At 64.4% G+C, this 19963-nt stretch carries 16 protein-coding genes; 5 read left to right on the top strand and 11 right to left on the bottom strand.

From position 1 onward, the window contains the following. The first annotated feature begins 58 nt into the window (after nt 1-58). On the top strand, nt 59-1411 hold the full coding sequence (locus WA950_RS00245; protein ID WP_424549661.1) for an MmgE/PrpD family protein: 1353 nt from the start codon (nt 59-61) through the stop codon (nt 1409-1411). A gap of 103 nt (nt 1412-1514) precedes the next feature. Here the strand turns inward: WA950_RS00245 and WA950_RS00240 are convergent, their stop codons facing one another. The 11 genes from WA950_RS00240 to WA950_RS00190 form a co-directional block, all read right to left on the bottom strand. Continuing rightward, nucleotides 1515-3008: a sugar ABC transporter ATP-binding protein gene (locus WA950_RS00240; RefSeq protein ID WP_424549660.1), complete on the bottom strand. Its 1494-nt coding sequence runs from the start codon at nt 3006-3008 to the stop codon at nt 1515-1517. Beyond that, a complete protein-coding gene (locus WA950_RS00235) occupies nt 3005-4096 on the bottom strand; it encodes a hypothetical protein (protein WP_424549659.1) in 1092 nt (363 codons plus the stop codon). Before WA950_RS00235 ends, WA950_RS00240 begins: the two co-directional genes overlap by 4 nt. Beyond that, nucleotides 4089-6194: an ABC transporter permease gene (locus WA950_RS00230; protein WP_424549658.1), complete on the bottom strand. Its 2106-nt coding sequence runs from the start codon at nt 6192-6194 to the stop codon at nt 4089-4091. Before WA950_RS00230 ends, WA950_RS00235 begins: the two co-directional genes overlap by 8 nt. A 95-nt stretch (nt 6195-6289) precedes the next feature. Beyond that, nucleotides 6290-7306, bottom strand: a complete 1017-nt coding sequence (locus WA950_RS00225) for a sugar ABC transporter substrate-binding protein (RefSeq protein ID WP_424549657.1) — start codon at nt 7304-7306, stop codon at nt 6290-6292. A gap of 62 nt (nt 7307-7368) precedes the next feature. After that, the gene (locus WA950_RS00220) at nt 7369-8406 is read right to left on the bottom strand and encodes an ABC transporter permease (protein ID WP_424549656.1); all 1038 of its coding nucleotides are present in this window, start codon (nt 8404-8406) and stop codon (nt 7369-7371) included. Between the two features lie 172 nt (nt 8407-8578). Beyond that, complete coding sequence (locus tag WA950_RS00215; RefSeq protein ID WP_424549655.1) at nt 8579-9766, bottom strand: zinc-dependent alcohol dehydrogenase family protein; 1188 nt, start codon at nt 9764-9766, stop codon at nt 8579-8581. 55 nt (nt 9767-9821) lie between these two features. Continuing rightward, on the bottom strand, nt 9822-10586 hold the full coding sequence (locus WA950_RS00210; protein WP_424549654.1) for a glucose 1-dehydrogenase: 765 nt from the start codon (nt 10584-10586) through the stop codon (nt 9822-9824). Nucleotides 10587-10597: 11 nt separating this feature from the next. Then, nucleotides 10598-12073, bottom strand: coding sequence for an aldehyde dehydrogenase family protein (locus tag WA950_RS00205; protein WP_424549653.1), 1476 nt, complete (start codon nt 12071-12073; stop codon nt 10598-10600). Nucleotides 12074-12307: 234 nt separating this feature from the next. Next, entirely contained in the window at nt 12308-13273 is a 966-nt protein-coding gene (locus WA950_RS00200) for a LysR substrate-binding domain-containing protein (RefSeq protein ID WP_424549652.1), read from the bottom strand. A gap of 48 nt (nt 13274-13321) precedes the next feature. Next, nucleotides 13322-14047 (bottom strand): class I SAM-dependent methyltransferase, encoded by a 726-nt coding sequence (locus tag WA950_RS00195; protein WP_424549651.1) that lies wholly within the window; start codon nt 14045-14047, stop codon nt 13322-13324. 10 nt (nt 14048-14057) lie between these two features. Then, nucleotides 14058-15200: a CaiB/BaiF CoA transferase family protein gene (locus WA950_RS00190; RefSeq protein WP_424549650.1), complete on the bottom strand. Its 1143-nt coding sequence runs from the start codon at nt 15198-15200 to the stop codon at nt 14058-14060. A 234-nt stretch (nt 15201-15434) separates the two neighbouring features. Here WA950_RS00190 and WA950_RS00185 point away from each other — a divergent pair, with 234 nt between their 5' ends. From WA950_RS00185 to WA950_RS00170, 4 genes are all read left to right on the top strand, one after another. Beyond that, nucleotides 15435-16268: an HpcH/HpaI aldolase/citrate lyase family protein gene (locus WA950_RS00185; RefSeq protein ID WP_424549649.1), complete on the top strand. Its 834-nt coding sequence runs from the start codon at nt 15435-15437 to the stop codon at nt 16266-16268. Further along, entirely contained in the window at nt 16259-17614 is a 1356-nt protein-coding gene (locus tag WA950_RS00180; RefSeq protein WP_424549648.1) for an MmgE/PrpD family protein, read from the top strand. The genes WA950_RS00185 and WA950_RS00180 overlap by 10 nt, the downstream gene beginning before the upstream one ends. Before the next feature lie 43 nt (nt 17615-17657). Further along, on the top strand, nt 17658-18818 hold the full coding sequence (locus tag WA950_RS00175) for an acyl-CoA dehydrogenase family protein (protein WP_424549675.1): 1161 nt from the start codon (nt 17658-17660) through the stop codon (nt 18816-18818). 174 nt (nt 18819-18992) lie between these two features. Continuing rightward, nucleotides 18993-19829, top strand: a complete 837-nt coding sequence (locus tag WA950_RS00170; RefSeq protein ID WP_424549647.1) for an FAS1-like dehydratase domain-containing protein — start codon at nt 18993-18995, stop codon at nt 19827-19829. Nucleotides 19830-19963 lie beyond the last annotated feature (134 nt).

Here is a 19963-nt window from a genome sequence, read left to right as displayed (position 1 = left end):
TGACATGCACGGTCCTCCGGCTCTAGCGTGCGACCAGGCTTTCAGAGGGAGGAAACCCATGACGATCGCGCAGGAACTCGCGCAATTCACCTCGGCGCTGACGCGCGATAAAATCCCGCAGCAGGTCTGGGACAAGGCCCATGCCTGCCTGCTGAACGGCTACGGCATAGCCATGGCGGGACTGGCGACACCCTATGAACCCGTGGCCCGTGCCGCAGCGCTTGCAATGTATGGCGGGCCGGGCGAGGCGACGCTTCTGGGCAGCGGTGGAATGGGAAGCGTGACCGGGGCGATCATGGCCAATGGTGCGCTTTTCCATGGCCGCGGCCAGGAAGACACCTGCGGCGCGGCACATCTCGGCGCGGTGATGATCCCCTTGCTGATGGCGCTCGTCGAAAGCGGGCGCGGCAGCATGGCGGATCTGATACCGGCGATGATTGCCGGCTACGAGGTGGGCGGCCTCTTCGAGGAACTGCTGGCCGGGGACACCACGCCGCGAGGTTTTCGCGCCACGACGCTTTACGGGACTGGCGCTGCCGCTGCCGCCGTCGCAAGGCTTTACCGCATGGATGCCGAGCGGACCTGCGCGGCTCTCGGCAACGCCGTTTCCTTTTCGGGCGGCCTGCTTCAGACCTTTGCGGAAGGGACGGACGAATGGCGCTATCAGGTGGGCATGACGGCGCAAGCCGGCTGGACGGCGGCGGAACTCGCCCGGTCCGGCTCGGTCAGCCTGCGCGAGGCCTACGAGGGCGCCAAGGGCCTCGCCCGCGCCTTCGCCGGCCGCCCGCTGGACAAGGCCGATACGGTCGCCAGGATCGGCCGTGACTGGCAGACGCTGCGCGTCGCCTTCAAGCCCTTCCCCGTCTGCGCCTTCAACCAGACCCCTGTGACCGCAGCGCTGTCCTTGCGCGAAAAGCTGGCCGGTCGGGCCATCGAAAGCGTCGTGGTCCGGATGAACCCCTACGAATGCGGCTATGCCGGCATGGACAGCAAGGGACCGTTCTCGACCATCGGCGGCACGCTGATGAGCATTCCCTTCTGCATCGCCCAGACCCTTCTGCGCGGCGCGCCGTCCATGGCCATGATGACCGAATATCACGAGGCCGACATCAACGCCCTTGTGGAACGGGTGGACCTGGTTGCCGACGAGGGCGTCCCCACGCTCTGCTGCCGGATCGAACTGCGGCTCGCCGGAGGCGGGACGCTGAGCGAGATCTGCGACATGACGCCGTCGGACTACGCCTGGAGCTTCGAGGATCTCAGGCAGCGCCTCGTGCGCACGGCGGGGCAAGAGGCGCTGCCCGCGACGTGCATCGCCGAACTTGCGGAATTCTGTGCCGATCCGGAGGGCAAGGGCACCGCGGCGCTGCATGCAGCCTTCGCCATGGCGCGCCCGCTGATCCGTCGCTGACACCCACATACCAACGATAAAGCCCGCGCCGGATGGCGCGGGCCACTTTCCCTGCGAACAGGCCTGGAGCAATTGCGGCGATCCGGTTTTCACCGGAATTGCTTCAGTGGACGGCCGCGTACATCAGGTTCTCCTCCGTCGCATCGAGCGGCGAGAATTCCTCGACGACCCTGCCCTGCCGCGCGACGAGAAGCCGGTCGGAGAGCTGCATCACCTCCGGCAGGTAGGAAGAGATCACGACCACCGCCTTGCCCTCATCGGCCAGCCGGTTGATCATCTGGTGAATCTCGGCGATCGCACCAACATCGACGCCGCGCGTCGGCTCATCGAAGATGATGAGATCGGGATCCTGTATCAACGACTTGGCGATCACCACTTTCTGCTGGTTGCCGCCCGACAGCTCGATCACCTTGGCATCCTTGCTGACCGCGCGAATGTGCAGCGACTTGCCCCACTCTTCGCCGATACGGTTCATCTCGGACCGGCGCAGCCAGAACTTTCGCCAGCCGGCCTTGGCAAGCTTGCCCATGAAGATATTGGCCTTGATCGACATGGTTTCGAAGAAGCCCTCGATCTTTCGATCCTCGGTAATGTAGGCGACCTTTTCGTGCAGGCTCTGCGCCGGCACCCGGTAGCGCACACGCTTGCCGCGGATGAAGACCTCTCCGCCATTGAGATAGTTGCGCTTGATCGCGCCGGAGACGACCTTGAAGGTTTCCGTCCGGCCCGAGCCGACAAGGCCGAACACGCCCGTCACCTGCCCGGCAAAGACCGACAGCGAATTGTTGCGCACCATATTTCCCACCCGCAGGTTCGAAACCTGGAGGATGCGCTCGCCCGGCGGACGGACATAGTCCTTCCTCTTGCCGTAGAGCTCTTCCGACAGGCTGCGGCCCACCATGGACTGCACGATGCGTGCCCGGTCGAAATTGACGGTGGCGTCGGTCACCACATGCTGCCCGTCGCGCAGGATCGTGATCCGGTCCGAGATCGCCAGCGCTTCTTCCAGCGCGTGGCTGATGAAAATGATGGCGACGCCCCGGCTTTTGAGCGTGCGCACGAGATCGAAGAAGTGCTTCTTTTCCTCCGGAGTCAGCGTTGCCGTCGGTTCGTCGAAAACGATCACCCGGGCGTTCGACAGCATCGCGCGGGCAATCTCGATCATCTGCTTCTTCGCCGCGCCGAGCGTCTGAACCATCGCCGTCGGATCGACCTGGAAGTTCAGCGCCTGCATGAACTGCTGCGCGGCGATGTTGATGCCGCGCAGGCGATTGAAGAACTGCTCGTTCCCCATGAAGAGGTTCTGCGCCACGGTCATGGAGGGAACGAGGCTCGTTTCCTGAAACACCATGGCGATGCCGACATCGAGCGCCGCTGCCGGGGTTCGCAGATGTATCGGCTTGCCGTCCAGCAGGATATCTCCCGAGGTCGGCTCCACGACGCCGGCGATCATCTTGGTGAGGGTGGATTTTCCCGCGCCGTTTTCGCCGAGAAGAGCGTGAACCTCACCGGGCATCAGAGCGAAATTGATGTTCTCCACCGCCGGGACACGGGCATAGAGCTTGGTCAGGCCGCGCAATTCCAGAATGGGGTTCATGCCACGCCTCCCGTGATGCCGTTCGCGATGCGGATCGCCTGAAGGTCCATGCGCAGAAGCCTGCCCGCCCCCTTTGACAGGGCCAGCACCTCGTTGCCGCGCTCCAGCGTCGTGACGATCCCGTGATTGAGACCTCCGACCCGGCTATGCACCGACATCAGCGGATTGCGGTTCGCATCGCAGCGCACGGCAAGGCCATAGGATCGCGGCGGTGCCCAGGGTTTCAGGATGCCCATATGTTTCACCCCGCCGCTTTGCAGCGGCTCGAGGAAGTCCTCGCCAGAGGAGAGCGCGGGTGAAATCCAGTATTTCGGGGCGATCGTCTCCATCATCTCGCGGCGGAAGGCCTTCTCCTGCAACACGAATTCCACGATCTGCGCCCGTCCAGAAAACAGCGACAGCCAGAAGCCGCCGTCATCCGTCGGCGTGATGCGCGCGGGATAGCCCGGCAGCTCGCCCGTCGCATCGCCCTTGCCCGCAAGGCGAAGGCGATGCCGCCAGCTTTCCGAAACCAGCACGCCATTGCGGCTTTCCATGGCGCCGAAAGCCCAGGCAAGGTCGTCCTGCAGCAGTTCGCCCTTGCCGCCGTCAGGGTCCAGCGCCAGAAGGCGGCCGGACCGGCCCTTTGTCATCAGGTCGTATTGCCATTTGTCGCCGTCATGACGCGCCGAGGCATCGCAGACGAGAATGCGGCCGTCGGCCATGACCGAGAGCGCCGAGATAGCCTTGAACCGCCGCCCACCCGCCTCGACGACCGGGGTCGCAAGCCCCTCGATCACAAGGCGGTCGCCCAGCGCCACGACCCGGCGTCCATCGCGAAGAATGGCCAGCGCGCTGACCGGGCCGTCATGACGCTCCACCACCCGCACCGCACCGCCTTCGACCGCCAGCACCTCCGCGCCAGCCGCCACGAACAGGGCGCCGCCAGGAGCGAGCGCCATGTCCTCGAGGCCCGTCCGTTCGAGCAGCACCTCTGCCTCTTCGAGAAGATTGTTCGGCTTGAAGGCTCCGTCGAGGATCGGCACCGAAAGGCTCGATCCGCCGCGCCCGAAGAGGCCACCGATCATCTGTCCGACAAATTCAAGCATGGGCCACCTTCAGGTCGACGAAATCGGGAGCGACGTCTTCCAGTTTCAGCCGCCCGATGCGGTTGTTGTGGATGCCGCCGATATAGAGATGGCCGCGATGCTCACGCATGGAGGTGATCATCGGGTGGTTCTCGCCGCCCTGATCCCACATCACATCGAGGACCTCACCCATCTCGCTGATCTTGACGATGCAGCCGGTATTGAGATTCGGTGCCAGCCATTCGTCACCCGGCAGTTTCTTGGACATGCGGCGGCGGAAGGCCGGGCGCTTCATCGCCAGGTCGAAGACAGGACTGCGCACACCCATGATGGCCAGCCAGTAATTGCCGTCCGAGGCGCGGTTGAGGTTGTCGGGGTAGCCCGGCAGGTCGTCGATCACCACCTCGACCGTGCCCTTCTTCGGCCCGTCGAACCAGTAGCGGCTGATGCGGCAGGCCCAGCTTTCGGCAAACAGCAGCGACTGTCCGTCCGATGCCATGACGATACCGTTCGGGAAAACGAGGTTGCGCAGTACCGTGCTCGTCTTGCCGGTGCGCGGATCGTGGCAGATGATCCGCCCGTTGCCACGTGCTTCAAGGCTGTCCGTCGGCCATTCGTGCATCTCATAGCGCACCGTTGCCTCCGAAAAGAAGATGCGACCGTCGGGTGCGATGTCGAGGTCGTCGGCAAGGCGCAGGCGGCTGTCGTCGATGATCGAGAGGAGCGAGCGATTGGTCTCGTCCGTGACCTTGGCGACGCTGCGGTCGGGATTGACCCGGTAAAGGCCCATGCCGCCGACGCAGACGAAGAGCGTGCCATCCTGCGTCATCGCCATGCCGAGCGGCTGGCCGCCGATATGGGCATAGACCTCCTGTCGCTTGTAGTCGGGCGCGAAGAACCGGATGATGTCGCCGTGACGGTTGCCGCAATAGAGATTGTCGTCGGTATCGAGGACCACGTCCTCGGGAGCCTCGACCTCGCCGAGCCCGATGGTCTCGACCCCGCGCAGCTTGTCGTTCAGCGCATAGGGAGAGCCGCTGTCGCGCGCCGCGGTCTGCGGCGGCGGCAGCTCCATGTAGCCCGGGCTGACGTAAAGTTCCTGAACGGCCTTGTGGCGGTTCTTGAACCAGCGGATATCGAGAAGCGCAGCCAGAAGCAGGATCGACGCGAGGATCATCCGCGACATGCCCGCCGACATCGCCATCCGCAGCATCCCGTTGGTCAGGAGCAGTACGATCAGCGTGCCGAGCATCGCCTTCATGACCGATCCCTTGCCGCCGCCCAGACGGATGCCGCCAAGGATCGCCGCCGTCAGCACGACGATCTCCAGACCCTTGCCGGTATCGGCACCGGGCGAGGCAAGGCGCGAGGCGTAGAAGATGGCGGCCGCAGCAGCAAAGACACCTGAGGCGACATAGGAAAGAGCAACCACGCGCTTGACCGGCAGACCGGTATTGTAGGCCGAACGGCGATTGCCGCCGATGGCGAGCACATGCCAGCCTGCCCGAAGGCGCGTGAGGAAGATATGGCCGCCGATGGCCACCACGGCGAAGACCCAGACGACCACCGGGATGTTCAGGAACGTTCCCATGCCCAGGAAATCCCAGGCGGGCGCATCGGGGAAATTCGCCGAGATCTCCACCCCGACCCTTGCGTTCAGCATGTCGTTGGCGGCCTTGTAGACGATCAGCGTGACCATCGTCGTCAGGAAGGCCCGCATTCGGAAATAGCCGATCAGGACACCGTTGACCGCGCCGAGAAGTCCGCCTGCAACAAGCGTTATCGCGACGGTGGGCACCATGCCGAAGCCGAGCACATTCACGCAGTAGAGCGCCAGCAGGTTGCACAGCGCATAGATCGAACCGACGCTGAGGTCGATGCCGCCGACGATCAGCACGATCGACATGCCGAGCACGACGAAACCGAGTTCGCAGGCCTGTCGCAGCGTGTCGGACATGCTGGACACGGAAATGAAATTGTCGATCCGCGTGCTGAAGAAGGCGATGACGGCCAGCAGCACCAGAAGCGGCACCGCCGTTTCCATCCATGGCTTCTGCAGAAGCTCGCCGAAGATCTTGTCCGGCCAGAAGCGATAGCGCAGTTTTACGAGTGTATTCATGATCCGTTGCCTCTGGCCCTAGCGTTGGTGCGACGTCCGTCGCGCTTTCCCTTCCCGCAGGCGGGAAGGGAAAGTCTTTCGGGGATAGCGACGCCTCAGCGCAGGGTATCCAGCGTCCAGCAACGCTCGTCGCCGAGTGTTTCGGGCGTGTAGGTCACGAGCGGCGTGTAGATGACGGTCCTGGTGGAACCGACCTCGTTCTTGTCCTGCATCGCGGCAAGGATCAGGGCGTTGAGGTCGCGGCCCTGCCCCGGCACGTCGTAGCTGACGTAATATTGCCAGAGCCCTTCGCGCAGGCCCTTGCAGGCAAGTTCGCCGCCGCCGCCCGAGGTCGTCACCAGAATATCGCCGGGCTTCTTGCCCGCCTCCTGGAGGGCCGCCGCCGTGCCCACATCCGCGTTGTCCCAGACGCCGAGGATGGCGCACAGGTCCGGATGCTGCTGCAGCACGACCTGGGTGATCGACTTGGCCTTGGAGGATTCATAGTCGCCCGTCGACTGGACCGAGACGATCTGGATCTTCGCGTTGTCGTTCAGGACATTCTCGTAGCCCTTGAGCATGTAAGCAGAGAAGGGGCTGGTCGGCGGACCGGCGAGAACAAGAACCTTGCCGGGCTGATCGCCGCCGCCGCATTTGGCAACAGCCGCCTCGGCCTGCTTCTCACCGATCAGTTCCACATCCGCGCCGACGAAGCCTGTCGTCTGGTAATTGGTCTTCATGTTCAGCTGGATCACATGAATCCCGGCCTTCTCGGCCTGCTGCAGAAGCTTGGCGTAGGACTGGACATCCGGGTTCTGCACCACGATGACGTCCGGCTTCTCGCTGATCAGCGAGGTGATCGTCTGCGCGCCCGCCGCAGTGTTGAAGTTCGAATTGCGCACTTCGTAGCTGTAGCCCAGCTCAGCGGCCTGGCGGGCCATGATCTTCGACCAGCCTTCGGTCAGGTCGAGCCCCATGAAGACGGGCACGAAGACCACTTTGCGGTCCTTGAGGTTCGAGTAATAGCTTTCGCGCAGTGGGTCGCCCATGCTGGTCTGCGCGACGGCGGCCGATCCGGCCCCGAGCATGGTCGCCATGGCAAGGCCACAGGCAAATTTGGCAAGCTTGTTCATTCCATTCCTCCCGTTGAGTGCGTTGCGTCTGTCAGGCCGATCCTCCACCGGCCGGGCAAGGTTCAGATATCGCCTTGCTGCGAGGTCTCCTCGTTGCGCGGATTGATCAGGCTGTCGCCCAGAACCGCCACCAGCAGCACGAGACCGCGCACGAGATTCTGCATCTCGAACGAGACATTCATGATGGTGAGCCCGTTCATGATCGTGCCGATCAGCAGGGTGCCGATGATCACGTTGGTGACGCCACCGCGCCCGCCCGACAGGCCGATGCCACCGATGACGACCACGAGGATCACGTCGTAGATCCAGGTCAGGTTGAAGATGCGCGTATCCATGCTGGCCGAGGACGCCGCCAGAACCATGCCGGCGACAAAGGCCACGCAGGACGAAATGACATATTGCATGACCAGAACCGGACGCAGCGAAATGCCGGTCAGCCGGGTCGCGCCGAGATTGTCGCCCGAGGCATAGACGAACATGCCGGGACGGGTGGCGCGCAGGAAGATGCCGATCAAGCCCGCCATCGCCCCGAAGGCCAGCACCGAATACGGAATTCCGAACACGCTGCCCCGGCCGATCCAGACGATCACGTCGAGCTCCGGCGGCCAGGAAACGATCTCGTAGTCGAAAAGGCCGATCTGGCCGATCCCGGCCACGCCGATGCCCACAGCAAGCGTGGTGAAGAGCGAGGGGATCTCGGCATAGGCCACCAGAACCCCGTTGAGAACGCCGATGGCGACCGCCATCAGGAGACCTGCCGCAAGGGCGGGAACCACACCGTAGCCCTTTGCCGCGAGCATCAGCACGAGCGCCGAGGGCACGGCGAGCGAGGCAATCATCGAAAGGTCGATCCCCCGCCCGATCACCACGATCGCCATGCCGAGGCCGAGAATCCCCAGCACCGCGACGGTCCGCATCAGCGTCAGCAGATTGCCGATGCTGAAGAAGCCCGGCAGGATCACGGAATAGACGACGAAGATCACCAGAAACATCAGGGTGACGATCTTCAGCTGGTCGAGACCGATCTTGCCCGAACCACTGAAAAGGCCGGCAATCCGCACCGGTTGGCCGGCGGTCTGTCCCTCGACTGGGTTCTGCATGTGCTTTCCTCCTAGTGGGCGCAGGCAAGCGAAGGCGGCGCGGCGGCGGTCCGGCACTGGCTCGCACGGTGTATCTGCGCGCCTGCCAGAGGCAGGATCACGTCATCCGCCCTGCCCTTGCACAGCTCTCTCCCATGCCGAACAGACACCTTAATGATTTCTGGGTCAATAATCATTTTGCTGCACTTGCGCCTTTGCTGTTCCGCCAGACGGCGATTTCCTGCGGATCGAACAGGACGACCTGACGGATGGCCTCGCCGCGATCCAGCCGATCGAATCCTTCGTTGATCTCCTCCAGGAAGAGGACATCGGTCAGCAGTCGGTCCACCGGCAGTTTTCCGGCGCGATAGAGATTTATGAAGCGCGGGATATCGCGCTGCGGCACACAGGAGCCCATATAGCTGCCTTTCACCGTGCGTTCGTCGGCAACGATGTTCACCGCCGGAATCTTGAACTCGGCCGTCGGCGACGCGAGCCCAGCCGAAACGGTCTGGCCGCCCCGGCGGGTGATGCGATAGGCCAGTTCGAATGCCGGCACGGCGCCCGCAAACTCCACCGCGTGATCGACGCCGCCGGCGGTATCGGCGCGTATCCGCTCGACCACATCCATGTCCGCCGCGTTGTAGGTCCGGGTCGCGCCGAGGCTGCGCGCAATGGCAAGCTTCTGCTCGGACAGATCGATGGCGACGACTTCGGTGGCCCCGGCCGCGACAGCCCCGAGGAGCGCCGCAAGTCCGACCCCGCCAAGCCCGACGATCGCGATGCTTTGCCCGGGCTGCACCCGGCAGGTGTTGATGACCGCCCCCACTCCCGTCTGCACGGCGCAGCCGAACAGCGCAAGTTCGGCAAAGGGCACGTCCGGCGCATCGACTCTGACCACCGAATGGCGGGAAACGACGGCATGATCCGCATAGCCGGAAATGCCGCAATGATGATGAATATCGTGATGGTCGTGGCAGTCGTGCAGGCGAACCCCGCCCGCCATCATCACACCCTTGCCATTGGCTTCAGCCCCCGGGATGCAGAGGGCCGCACGCCCCTCGGCGCAGGGAAGGCAGTGGCCGCAGCTCGGCTGGAAAGTCATCACCACCCGGTCGCCCGGCACAAGATCGCGAATGGCCGAGCCGACCTCGACAACGGTTCCCGCAGCCTCATGGCCAAGCACCATGGGTGTCTGTCGCGGCCGGTTGCCGTTGATCACCGACAGGTCGGAGTGACAAAGCCCCGCCGCGCCGATACGGACCAGAAGTTCCTCCGGACCCGGTGGATCAAGCTCGACCTCCTCGATCGACAACGGCCGGCTTTCCGCAAAGGGCGTTGCGGCCGGCGATTGCTTCAGAATGGCGGCACGGATCTTCATGCTCACGGTCCTCGGGTGCATTGAGGCCGCCCCACGGGGAGGCGGCCAGTCGGGATCAGACGGTCCGACCGCCGTCGACCGGCAGCAGCACGCCGGTGATGAATTCGGCGTCGTCCGAAGCCAGGTACAGCGTTGCCCGCGCGATATCATCGGGACGCGACATGCGGCCCATGGGGATCGTCGCGATGAAGCGGGCGCGATTTTCCGGCGTATCGGGCACTCCCATGAAGGATTCCAGAAGGCCCGTCTCGCCCATGACCGGGCAGATCGCGTTGACCCGGATATTGTCCGGGGCGAGTTCCACCGCCATGGATTGCGACAGGATGTTCACCGCCCCCTTGGTCGAGTTGTACCAGGTCAGGCCGGGCCGCGGCCGGATGCCCGCAACCGAACCGATATTGACGATCGAGCCGCCGCCGATACTGCGCATCAGCGGAACGATGATGTTGGTGATGTGGTAGATGGATTTGACGTTGATCGCGTAGACGCGGTCAAACTCCTCCTCGCTCACCTCGAGCATCGGCTTGTTGCGATGCGTCCAGCCGGCATTGTTCACGAAGATATTGGGCTTGCCGAACGTATCGACCACCTTGCTGACCGCCGCCTCCATCTGGGCGCGCGAGGTGACGTCGGCGGCCAGCGCCAGCGCATTCGGTCCGATTCCGTCGGCCACCCGCTCGGCGGCATCGCCCCGCAGGTCGAGCACGCCCACCTTCGCGCCCTCGGCGGCGAAAAGCCTGGCGATCCCCTCGCCGAAGCCGCCGCCCGCACCCGTTACCACGGCGATCTTTCCCGCCAGACGGCCCTTTTCTCCAGCCATGCTTTTGTCTCCTAGTCGTGTTTGATGACGATGGTCTTGAGCGCCGAGAATTCGTAGAGAGCCTCCATTCCCTTTTCGCGCCCGTGACCGGATTTCTTGACGCCACCGAAGGGCAATTCGATGCCGCCGCCGGCGCCGTAGGCATTCACATAGACCTGTCCCACCCGCAGGCGCCGCGCCATGCGGATCGCGCGGCTGGTATCGCGGGTCCAGACACCGGCGATGAGGCCATAATCGGTGCCATTGGCCAGCGCCAGGGCGTCGGCCTCGTCCTCGAAGGGGATCGCGGCCAGAACCGGGCCAAAAACTTCATCGAAGGCCAGCGCATTGTCGCGCGGCACCGGACCGAAGATCACCGGCGGCACATAGAAGCCGCCGGCAGGAGCCTTCGGATGAACCCTGCCCTCGGCGATGACGGGAACGCCCTGTTCCTTCGCCCGGGTTATGAAGCCCTCGACCCGCGCCTTCTGCCTGGCGCTGATGATCGGCCCCAGATCGGGATCGTCGTTCGGCAGGCCTGCCTTGAGCGCGCCGAACCGCTCGGCGATGCGGGCGATGGCCTTGTCCCAGATCGAGCGCTGCACCAGGACGCGCGCACCGGCCGAACAGGTTTGCCCCGCATTCTGGACAATGGCCGCCACGACGACGGGAACGGCAGCATCGAGATCGGCATCCTCGAACAGGATCTGCGGGCTCTTGCCGCCCAGTTCCAGCACGCAGCCGATATGATTCTTCGCCGCCGCCGTCTGGATGAGCGTGCCGACCTGCGGCGAACCGGTGAAGGAGACGAAATCGATCCCCGGATGTTCCGCGAGGGCCGCACCGGCCTCGTGCCCGAGGCCCGGAACGACATTGACCGCCCCCGCGGGAAACCCGGCCTCGGCGGCAAGCTCGGCGATGCGCAGTACGGTCAGGCAGGCATCCTCGGCCGGCTTCAGCACCGTGGCGTTTCCCATCGCAAGCGCCGGACCCAGCGTGCGTCCCGTCATCTGCGCCGGATAGTTCCATGGAATGACATGGCCGGTGACACCAAGCGGCTCGCGCTCGCCGGTGACGTAATAGCCATTCATGAAAGGGATCTGCTCGCCATGGAACTTGTCGGCGGCCCCGCCGTAGAATTCGAAATAGCGCGCGGTGGCCTGAATGTCGGCGCGCGCCGCGCGGATCGGCTTGCCGCAGTCGCGCGCCTCGATTTCGGCAAGTTCCTCGGCATTGTCGAGGACCAGTTGCGACAGTCGCATCAGGAGCCGTCCGCGCTCGGTGGCGATGAGGCGCGACCAGGCGCCGCCTTCGAAGGCTGCCCGGGCAGCCGCCACGGCACGGTCGACATCATCGGCATTCCCGGCCGCAATTTCGGCAAAGACAACGCCTTCAGCGGGCGCTACCACAGGAAGACCGCGCCCCGACGCCGAAGGTTCCCAACGGTTGTTGATGAAGCAGCCTTTTGCGGGCTGCAGCCCGGCCTCACGCGGATAGTCTTCAGCCAAGGGGCTGCCCTCCTCCATGTGCCTGTGGCCATCGCGCTGCAAGCGGCGGACGGAATTTCACAGGCAACGATCTCCTCCATACCGCACCACATTCATCCGTGGCGGGCGATTGAGGCGATAGTGGCAGCTAAGCCGGCGGGAGCACAAATTCAGAAATTCGTCACCCCCCATATGCAAATGTTCTGGCACCCGCTCGGGCACGTAGCATCAAATTATATGGGGCTATTGCGGAGATCAGCCTTCGATAGGACTTTCGGGCAGGTCTGTCGCTCCGGCCCAGTTGCCGTTTCGCGCCAGTTCACGCAGCAACTCCTGCACCAGATCGCGGATGGCGGCGACCGCGTTCGTCATCGGCCGCTCGACCGCCGAGGCCAGGTGCACCGAACGGCGGATCGGCGGGTCCGCGATGGTCCAGCTGCGCAGGCTGCCGGCCTGCACTTCACGCGAGACGGCATTCAACGGCAGGACGGAACAGCCGAATCCCGCCGCCACCAACTCCTTGATATTGGAATAGGAATCGACCTCGATACTGACGTTAAGCTCAACCTTGGCGGTCTTTGCATGCTGATCCAGAAGCGAGCGAAGGCCGTGGTCCTGTCCGGGCAGGATCAGCGGCAGTCCGGCCACCTCGGCAAGACCAAGACGCCTGCCCGGCTCCGGCAGGACAGCCTCTTCGCCAAGGCCACCTTCCGGTGCGAAGAAGACAAGCTCCTCCTCGAGAAGCTCGACCGTCGCAAGGCCCGCATCCGAAACCTTGCGATAGATCACCGCAAGGTCGATGCGCGCCTCGCGCATCCATTCGAGGACGAAGCCGCTCATTGCCTCCGCGATGCGCAGCTGGATTCTTGGATAGCGCCGCCGCGCTTCGGTGATCAGGGGCACCGAAAGGATTTCGCTGATCGTGCCCGGCAGACCCAGCCGCACGACGCCGGACGGGTCGCTCTTGTGGCCGCGGATCTCCTCCTCCGTCACGACAAGCTGGTCAAGGATGATGCGCGCATTGCGCAGGAGAATCTCGCCCGCCTCGGTCGGCACCACGCCCTGCGGGCTGCGGAAAAGCAGCGGCGTTCCAAGATCGGCCTCGATATTGCGCACATGCAGCGACAGCGCGGGCTGCGCGATATGCAGGATCGTCGCCGCCCGCGAAAACGAACCCTGCTCCACGATGGCGACGAAGTATCGAAGTTGCCGTATATCCATATCCGAGGACTATACCAACAGGGCCGGTCGCGCATCCGTATTGTGCACTCAGTCCACCTTTGGCCGCACCAGCGTCCAACAGAGGATCGGCTGCACCAGCACGGCCTTGCCGTCGCGGATCATGAGATTGTCGCGCCAGGCCCGCGCGAGTTCGCCCCGACGCCGCTCGACCGCCGCCGCGCGCCCGGGATCCACATCCAGAAGATAGTCGACAAACCCCTGCAGGCCGTCGAACCGGCTTTCCCGATCCCATCGCCGCAATTCGCGCAGCACCGCCCCGCCGCCGGCGACAAATCCATCGATCGCGGCGATGGCAAGGGCGCGTACCTCGGTTTCGTCATCGATCGGACGCATGCAGCGGAAGAAACTGCCGCCGGCCACCGGCTCGATCACCAGCAGTTCCCCGCCCGGCCGCAATACGGCGAGCGTTCTCGATAGCGCATTTCGCATCTCGGCGGGCGGTACATGATGGAGGGCATTGACCATGCAGGCCGCGTCGAACGGGCCGATGGCGTAAGGCAGCGCTTCCGCCGCCGCCTGCACGAAGGAGGCTTTTGGCGCAATCCGCCGCGCGGCATCGACCGCCTCCGCGCGCGGCTCGACCCCCGTCACGTCGAAACCGGCCGCGATGAGCCGGGCGGCAAGCCCGCCCGATCCGCAACCGACATCCAGAATCCGCTTTGCCTCCTGCTTCCGGAACGCTTCCGTCAGGACGGTGAAATTGTCCGCTTTTACCGAGCGGACGCTGGAAAGGCTGGTGCTGGCAGCTGGCATGACGCGCACCTCACCCCGCTGAAACGGTTTCGCCGAACTCCATCATGATCTCGGCAGTATGCGCACCAAGCGCGGGAACCGCACCCGGCTCGGCCGCCAACCCATCGACCACTGTACCCGGCGCAAGCATCCGCACCGGCCCCGAGGGCGTTTCGACCTCGATATACCGGTTCTGCGGATGGGCGGCGAGATCCTGTAGCGTCGATACGCGCCCGTAGGCGATCCTCGCCCTTTCCAACCGCTCGACGATATGGTCGCGGCTCAGGCCGCGAAATGCGGTCTCGATGAGGGCGTTCAGCGCCGGGCGATTGGCCACGCGCGCCGAATTGTCGGAAAAACGCGGGTCGGCGGCAAGACCGGGCAGTTCGAGCACCTCCGCGCAGAACTGCGCCCATTCTCTCTCGTTCTGGATGGAGAACAACACCTCCCGCCCCTCCCTGTCGGCATAAGCGCCGTAGGGGGCAATGGTCGGGTGCGTCAGGCCGTTTCGCGGCAGGACCTGCCCGCCATAGACATATTGCAGATAGGGCACGTTCATCCAGTCGGTCAGCGCATGAAAGAGCGAGATGGCGATATGCCGCCCCTTTCCGCTTCGCTCCCGCGCATAAAGCGCCTGCAGCACCGCCTGATGCGCCGTCGCTCCGGCGGCGATGTCGCAGATCGAGATGCCGACGCGAGTCATGCCCTCGGGCGTGCCGGTGATCGAGGAAAGCCCGCTCTCTGCCTGCACCAGCAGGTCATACGCCTTGAGGTCCTTATACGGTCCGTCCTCGCCATAGCCCGAAATCGACAGGGTGATGAGGCGCGGATGCCGCTCACGCAGCACGTCCGGGGCAAAACCGAGCCGGTCGATGGCGCCGGGTGCAAGATTCTGGATGAAGACATCGGCCCGTGCGATCATCCGCGCCAGGATCGCCCTTGCCCTCTCCTCGCGCAGGTCGAGACAGACGGACTGCTTGCCCCTGTTCAGCCAGACGAAATAGGCGCTTTCGCCATGGACCAGCCGATCATAATTGCGGGCGAAATCGCCCTCCGGCCGCTCGACCTTGATGACCCGCGCTCCCGCCTCGGCCAGCCGGGAGGAAACCAGCGGCGCGGCAACGGCCTGTTCGACCGAAACCACGAGCAGGCCGGCAAGGTCGGTTTTCGTCATATCTAGCTTCCCTTCGCAACACCGGGTGACACGGGCACCCTCGGATTTGCGGAAGAATTGACGAAACCGGCCATCACATCAAATAACGGCTTTCTCCATCCGGCATAACGAAAACAGATAGCTCCACCCATAGGGGAGATACATTTCCGTTATGGATTTGAGATAAAAAATATATTTCCCTTTATACCCCCGCCTCCGCATCATCGCCCGCACCAGAGGAGAGCCGGGAAAGCGATGCCAAGGGAAATTGCCAGTCTGACGCTGCCCCTTTTTGTGCCCGGCGATCGGGCCGACAGGTTTGCCAAGGCCGCGGCCGCCGGCCCGGATGCAGTGATCATCGACCTCGAAGACGCCGTCGCCCCGGATGCAAAACAGACGGCGCGCGAGATGCTGGCGGAGAGCTTGCCCTTCATTCCCGCCGACATGCCCGTGCTGCTGCGTGTCAACGCCACCGGGACGCAATGGCATGAGGCGGATATGGCCGCAGCGGCTCGCCTGCAACTGGCGGCCGTGCTGCTGCCCAAGGCAGAAAGCGCCGACGAACTCCACCGCGTTGCCGACCGCTGCGGATACCCGGTGATTGCCCTCATCGAAACGGCCGTCGGCCTTCATCGGGCGGTCGAGAGCGCCGGGGCGTGCGCACGGATTGCCTTCGGCTCCATAGATTTTGCGGCGGACCTTTCCATGGCCCATACGCGCCAGTCGCTTCTGGCCGCACGCTCGGCCCTCGTCCTGGCCGCCCGCCTCGCCGGGCAGCCCGCGCCCATCGACGGAGTGACCACCGCTATCCACGATGCCGGCCTGATCGCCGACGATAGCGCGCATGCGGTCGAACTGGGCTTTGCCGGCAAGCTGCTGATCCATCCGGCACAGATCGCGCCGGCCCGCCGGGGCTTTGCCCCCTCGCCGGCCGAGATCGACTGGGCGGCCCGCGTGCTCGCCGCTGCGGCAGGCGGAGCCGCGACACGGGTCGACGGCGCGATGGTGGATGCGCCGGTGATCCGCCGGGCCGAACAGATCATGGCCCGTCGCCCGACGCGGGTCGAAAGGAGTGATGCATGTCCGTGACCACGCCCCTCGCCGGCTTTGCTTCCGGCCTCGGCACGAACGAGATTCCCGCCGAAGTCATGGCGCGCGCGCTGGCGCTGGCGACCGACCTGACCGGCTCGATCCTGCGGGCGGCGCATGAAGCGGATTCCACCCAGACTGTCCTCACCATGCTTGGGCGGATGGGAATGGATGGCGACGGCCCCTGCACCGTCTTCGGCCTCAACCGGCGTTACGGCGCAGCCGCGGCTGCCCTCCTGAACGGTACGTTCGGGCATAGCCTCGATTTCGACGACACGCATGCGGACAGCTCGCTCCACCCGAGCGCGCCGGTGGTTCCGGCCGCCCTCGCGGCGGCGGAGCTGACCGGGGCGTCCGGCGCGGATTTCCTTGCGGCGGTCGTCGTCGGCTTCGAGGTCTGCTGCCGGATCGGCATGGCGCTCGACCCGACAGCGCACTATGCCCGCGGGTTTCATCCCACCGCCACGGCCGGCACATTCGGCGCGGCCGCAGCCGCGGGGCGCCTGTTGGGGCTTGATGCGGCAGCCATGGCTTCGGCCTTCGGGATCGCGGCAAGCCAGGCATCCGGCTCCCTGCAGTTCCTCGTCAACGGCGCATGGAACAAGCGCTACCAGGTCGGCGAAGCGGCGATGAAGGGCCTGATGGCCGCGACGCTCGCCGCTTCTGGCTTTGTCGGCGCCGCCGATGCCATCGACGGCAAGCACGGCTTTCTTGGCGGCTACAGCGACGGCGCCGATCCCAGCCGCGCGATAGCGGGTCTCGGCAGCGTCTGGGAAACATTACGCATCGGCGTCAAGCCCTATCCCGCCTGCCGCTATACCCATGCCGCGGTGGACGGCCTCCTTGCCCTCCGCCAGGACCTGGCCCTTGCGCCCGAGGAGGTGCAGGCCATCACCGTGGGCCTCCACCGCAACGGCATCACGCTCGTCGGCGCACCGCTCGAGGAAAAGCGCCGGGCGCGAAGCGTGGTCGAGGGCCAGTTCTCCATGCCCTTTGCCGCTGCCGTGGCGCTGCGGCGTGGCCGCTTCGGCTGGGACGACTACGACCTCCTCGGCAACGCCGAAACGGAGGCGCTGGCCGCCCGCGTGAATGTGGTCCACGACGAGAGCCTGGAGGGCCTGCGCCATCCGTTCGGCGCGACTTTGACCCTCCGGGCAAGGAACACCGATCACCACCTGCGCATCCCCGATCCGTCGGGAGAGCCGGAAACCTTTCCCGATGCGCATGCCATCGCCGCCAAGTTCCGGACGCTCGCCGGCCCGGTGCTGAACGCCGGCGCCGACACCCTTCTCTCCCGCCTGCGCGATCTGCCGCAGGCCCCCTCCTTGCGCGACTGGTTCGGCTGATCGCCGTACCCCCGCATCCAGACGGAGTCGTCCCTTGAAAGACATAAACAGCCAGCACGAAACCCATTCCGAACTGCGCGACGGCATTCGCGCGCTCTGCGCCGAATTCCCGGCGGAATATCACCGCAAGGTAGACGAGGCCCGTGCATATCCGGAGGAATTCGTCGATGCGCTGACACGGGAAGGCTGGATGTCCGCGCTGATTCCGGAGGAATATGGCGGCTCTGGCCTCGGCCTGACGGAAGCGGCCATCATCATGGAGGAGATCAACCGTGCCGGCGGCAATTCGGGCGCCTGCCATGGCCAGATGTACAACATGAACACGCTGATCCGGCACGGCTCGGAGGAGCAGCGGCGGAAATACCTGCCGCGGATCGCCAGCGGAGAGCTGCGCCTGCAAAGCATGGGGGTGACCGAGCCGACAACGGGAACCGACACGACACAGCTGAAGACCACGGCGGTCAGGAAGGGTGACCGATGGGTCATCAAGGGCCAGAAGACCTGGATCAGCCGGGTGCAGCATTCCGACCTGATGATCCTGCTGGCGCGCACCACGCCGGCTGACCAAGTGAAGAAGAAATCCGAAGGACTGTCGATCTTCCTCGTCGATGTGAAGGAGGCGAGGAAAAAGGGGCTGGAGGTGCGCCCTATCCCCAACATGGTCAACCACGAAACCAGCGAACTGTTCTTCGACGATCTGGAAATCCCCGCCGAGAACCTGATCGGCGAGGAAGGACAGGGCTTCAAATATATCCTGACGGGCCTCAATGCCGAGCGCACGCTGATCGCGGCGGAGTGCATCGGGGACGGCTACTGGTTTACCGACAAGATCATCCAATACACCTCAAGCCGCATGGTTTTCGGCCGGCCCATCGGCCAGAATCAGGGCGTGCAGTTCCCGATCGCCGAAGCCTATATCGAGATCGAAGCCGCCAACCTCATGCGCAACGAGGCGTGCCGCAAGTTCGATGCGGGCCTGCCTTGCGGGGCTGAGGCGAACATGGCGAAATATCTTGCCGCCAAGGCCAGCTGGGAGGCGGCCAATGCCTGCCTGCAGTTCCACGGCGGTTTCGGCTTCGCCTGCGAATACGATGTGGAACGCAAGTTCCGCGAGACACGGCTCTATCAGGTAGCGCCGATCTCGACCAACCTGATCCTGTCCTACGTGGCCGAGCATATCCTCGGACTGCCGCGCTCTTTCTAGAGCAATTCCGGTGAAAGTCGGAGCACCGCAGTTGCTCCAGGGTTTAGTTTTTGCCGCATTGTCCGACGCCGAAGCTGTGCCGCTTCGGCTGGAAATGCTCCGGGGTTTAGTTTTTATCGCATTGTCCGACGCCGAAGCGATGCCGCTTCGACTGGAAATGCTCTGGGGGACCCCATGAATCTGGATATCGACCATCTGAAGCAATGGATCGGCACAACCCGCGAAAGCCATGACGTGATTTCGCCGCGCCTTGCAAACAGCCTGGCGGCCGTGCTGGACGAACCAGCCGTTCTTCAAGAAGGCGACCTGCCGCCAGCCGGCATCCACTGGTGCCTCTCGCCGGATATCGCGCCGATGTCGGGCCTTGGTTCCGACGGCCACCCCGCGCGCGGTGACTTCCTTCCGCCGGTACCCCTGCCCCGCCGCATGTGGGCCGGCGGAGAACTTTCCTTTTCAGGTGAATTCCGGGTGGGCGACAGGGTGACGCGCCACTCCCGTATTGCCGACATAGCATTGAAGAACGGGCGGAGCGGCGCCTTGTGTTTCGTCACCGTCACCCATGACTATGTCGGGCCGCGCGGCCACGTTCTCAGCGAACGGCACGATATCGTTTATCGCCCGCTCGAGACGTCCGTCGCGGGGCCTCAGCGCGAGGTCTCGCTGCCGCCGCCCGCACAATCCCATGAAGTGGAGGCAAGCCCGGTTCTTCTCGCGCGCTATTCGGCCGTCACCTTCAACGGGCACAGGATCCACTACGACCGCGACTATTGCCTGCGTGAGGAAGGCTATCCCGGGCTTCTTGTCCACGGCCCCCTGCAGGCAACGTTCCTTCTGCGGCTCGCTTGCCGGCTGAATGAAGGGCACCTGCCCGCGCGCTTTGAATTTCGTGGGGTCGCGCCTCTGTTCGACGGTGGCCGCTTCACCGTCAATTCCGCAAAAATCGACGACAAGCCCCACCTCTGGATACGCTCGCGGAACGGCAGCGTGACCATGCAAGCCGTACTGGCCTGACTGTGAGCTTCGCCCTGAACGGCAAAAGGGCTCCGAGTTTCCTCGGAGCCCTTTGATAAGTCTTGTAAATTTTGGTTGCGGGGGCAGGATTTGAACCTGCGGCCTTCAGGTTATGAGCCTGACGAGCTACCGGG

The organism is Shinella sp. (genome assembly GCF_049651085.1).
GTDB lineage: Bacteria > Pseudomonadota > Alphaproteobacteria > Rhizobiales > Rhizobiaceae > Shinella.
Note: the sequence above shows the minus strand (reverse complement) of the source record. Positions and strands in the feature narration are given on the sequence as shown.

What these genes read in the sequence shown, in the direction of transcription:
- WA950_RS00240 (WP_424549660.1), bottom strand. Translation starts at nt 3,008, where the DNA reads ATGAACCCCATTCTGGAATTGCGCGGCCTGACCAAGCTCTATGCCCGT.
- WA950_RS00170 (WP_424549647.1), top strand. Translation starts at nt 18,993, where the DNA reads ATGAATCTGGATATCGACCATCTGAAGCAATGGATCGGCACAACCCGC.
- WA950_RS00220 (WP_424549656.1), bottom strand. Translation starts at nt 8,406, where the DNA reads ATGCAGAACCCAGTCGAGGGACAGACCGCCGGCCAACCGGTGCGGATT.
- WA950_RS00200 (WP_424549652.1), bottom strand. Translation starts at nt 13,273, where the DNA reads ATGGATATACGGCAACTTCGATACTTCGTCGCCATCGTGGAGCAGGGT.
- WA950_RS00195 (WP_424549651.1), bottom strand. Translation starts at nt 14,047, where the DNA reads ATGCCAGCTGCCAGCACCAGCCTTTCCAGCGTCCGCTCGGTAAAAGCG.
- WA950_RS00185 (WP_424549649.1), top strand. Translation starts at nt 15,435, where the DNA reads ATGCCAAGGGAAATTGCCAGTCTGACGCTGCCCCTTTTTGTGCCCGGC.
- WA950_RS00235 (WP_424549659.1), bottom strand. Translation starts at nt 4,096, where the DNA reads ATGCTTGAATTTGTCGGACAGATGATCGGTGGCCTCTTCGGGCGCGGC.
- WA950_RS00230 (WP_424549658.1), bottom strand. Translation starts at nt 6,194, where the DNA reads ATGAATACACTCGTAAAACTGCGCTATCGCTTCTGGCCGGACAAGATC.
- WA950_RS00180 (WP_424549648.1), top strand. Translation starts at nt 16,259, where the DNA reads ATGTCCGTGACCACGCCCCTCGCCGGCTTTGCTTCCGGCCTCGGCACG.
- WA950_RS00190 (WP_424549650.1), bottom strand. Translation starts at nt 15,200, where the DNA reads ATGACGAAAACCGACCTTGCCGGCCTGCTCGTGGTTTCGGTCGAACAG.
- WA950_RS00215 (WP_424549655.1), bottom strand. Translation starts at nt 9,766, where the DNA reads ATGAAGATCCGTGCCGCCATTCTGAAGCAATCGCCGGCCGCAACGCCC.
- WA950_RS00210 (WP_424549654.1), bottom strand. Translation starts at nt 10,586, where the DNA reads ATGGCTGGAGAAAAGGGCCGTCTGGCGGGAAAGATCGCCGTGGTAACG.
- WA950_RS00225 (WP_424549657.1), bottom strand. Translation starts at nt 7,306, where the DNA reads ATGAACAAGCTTGCCAAATTTGCCTGTGGCCTTGCCATGGCGACCATG.
- WA950_RS00245 (WP_424549661.1), top strand. Translation starts at nt 59, where the DNA reads ATGACGATCGCGCAGGAACTCGCGCAATTCACCTCGGCGCTGACGCGC.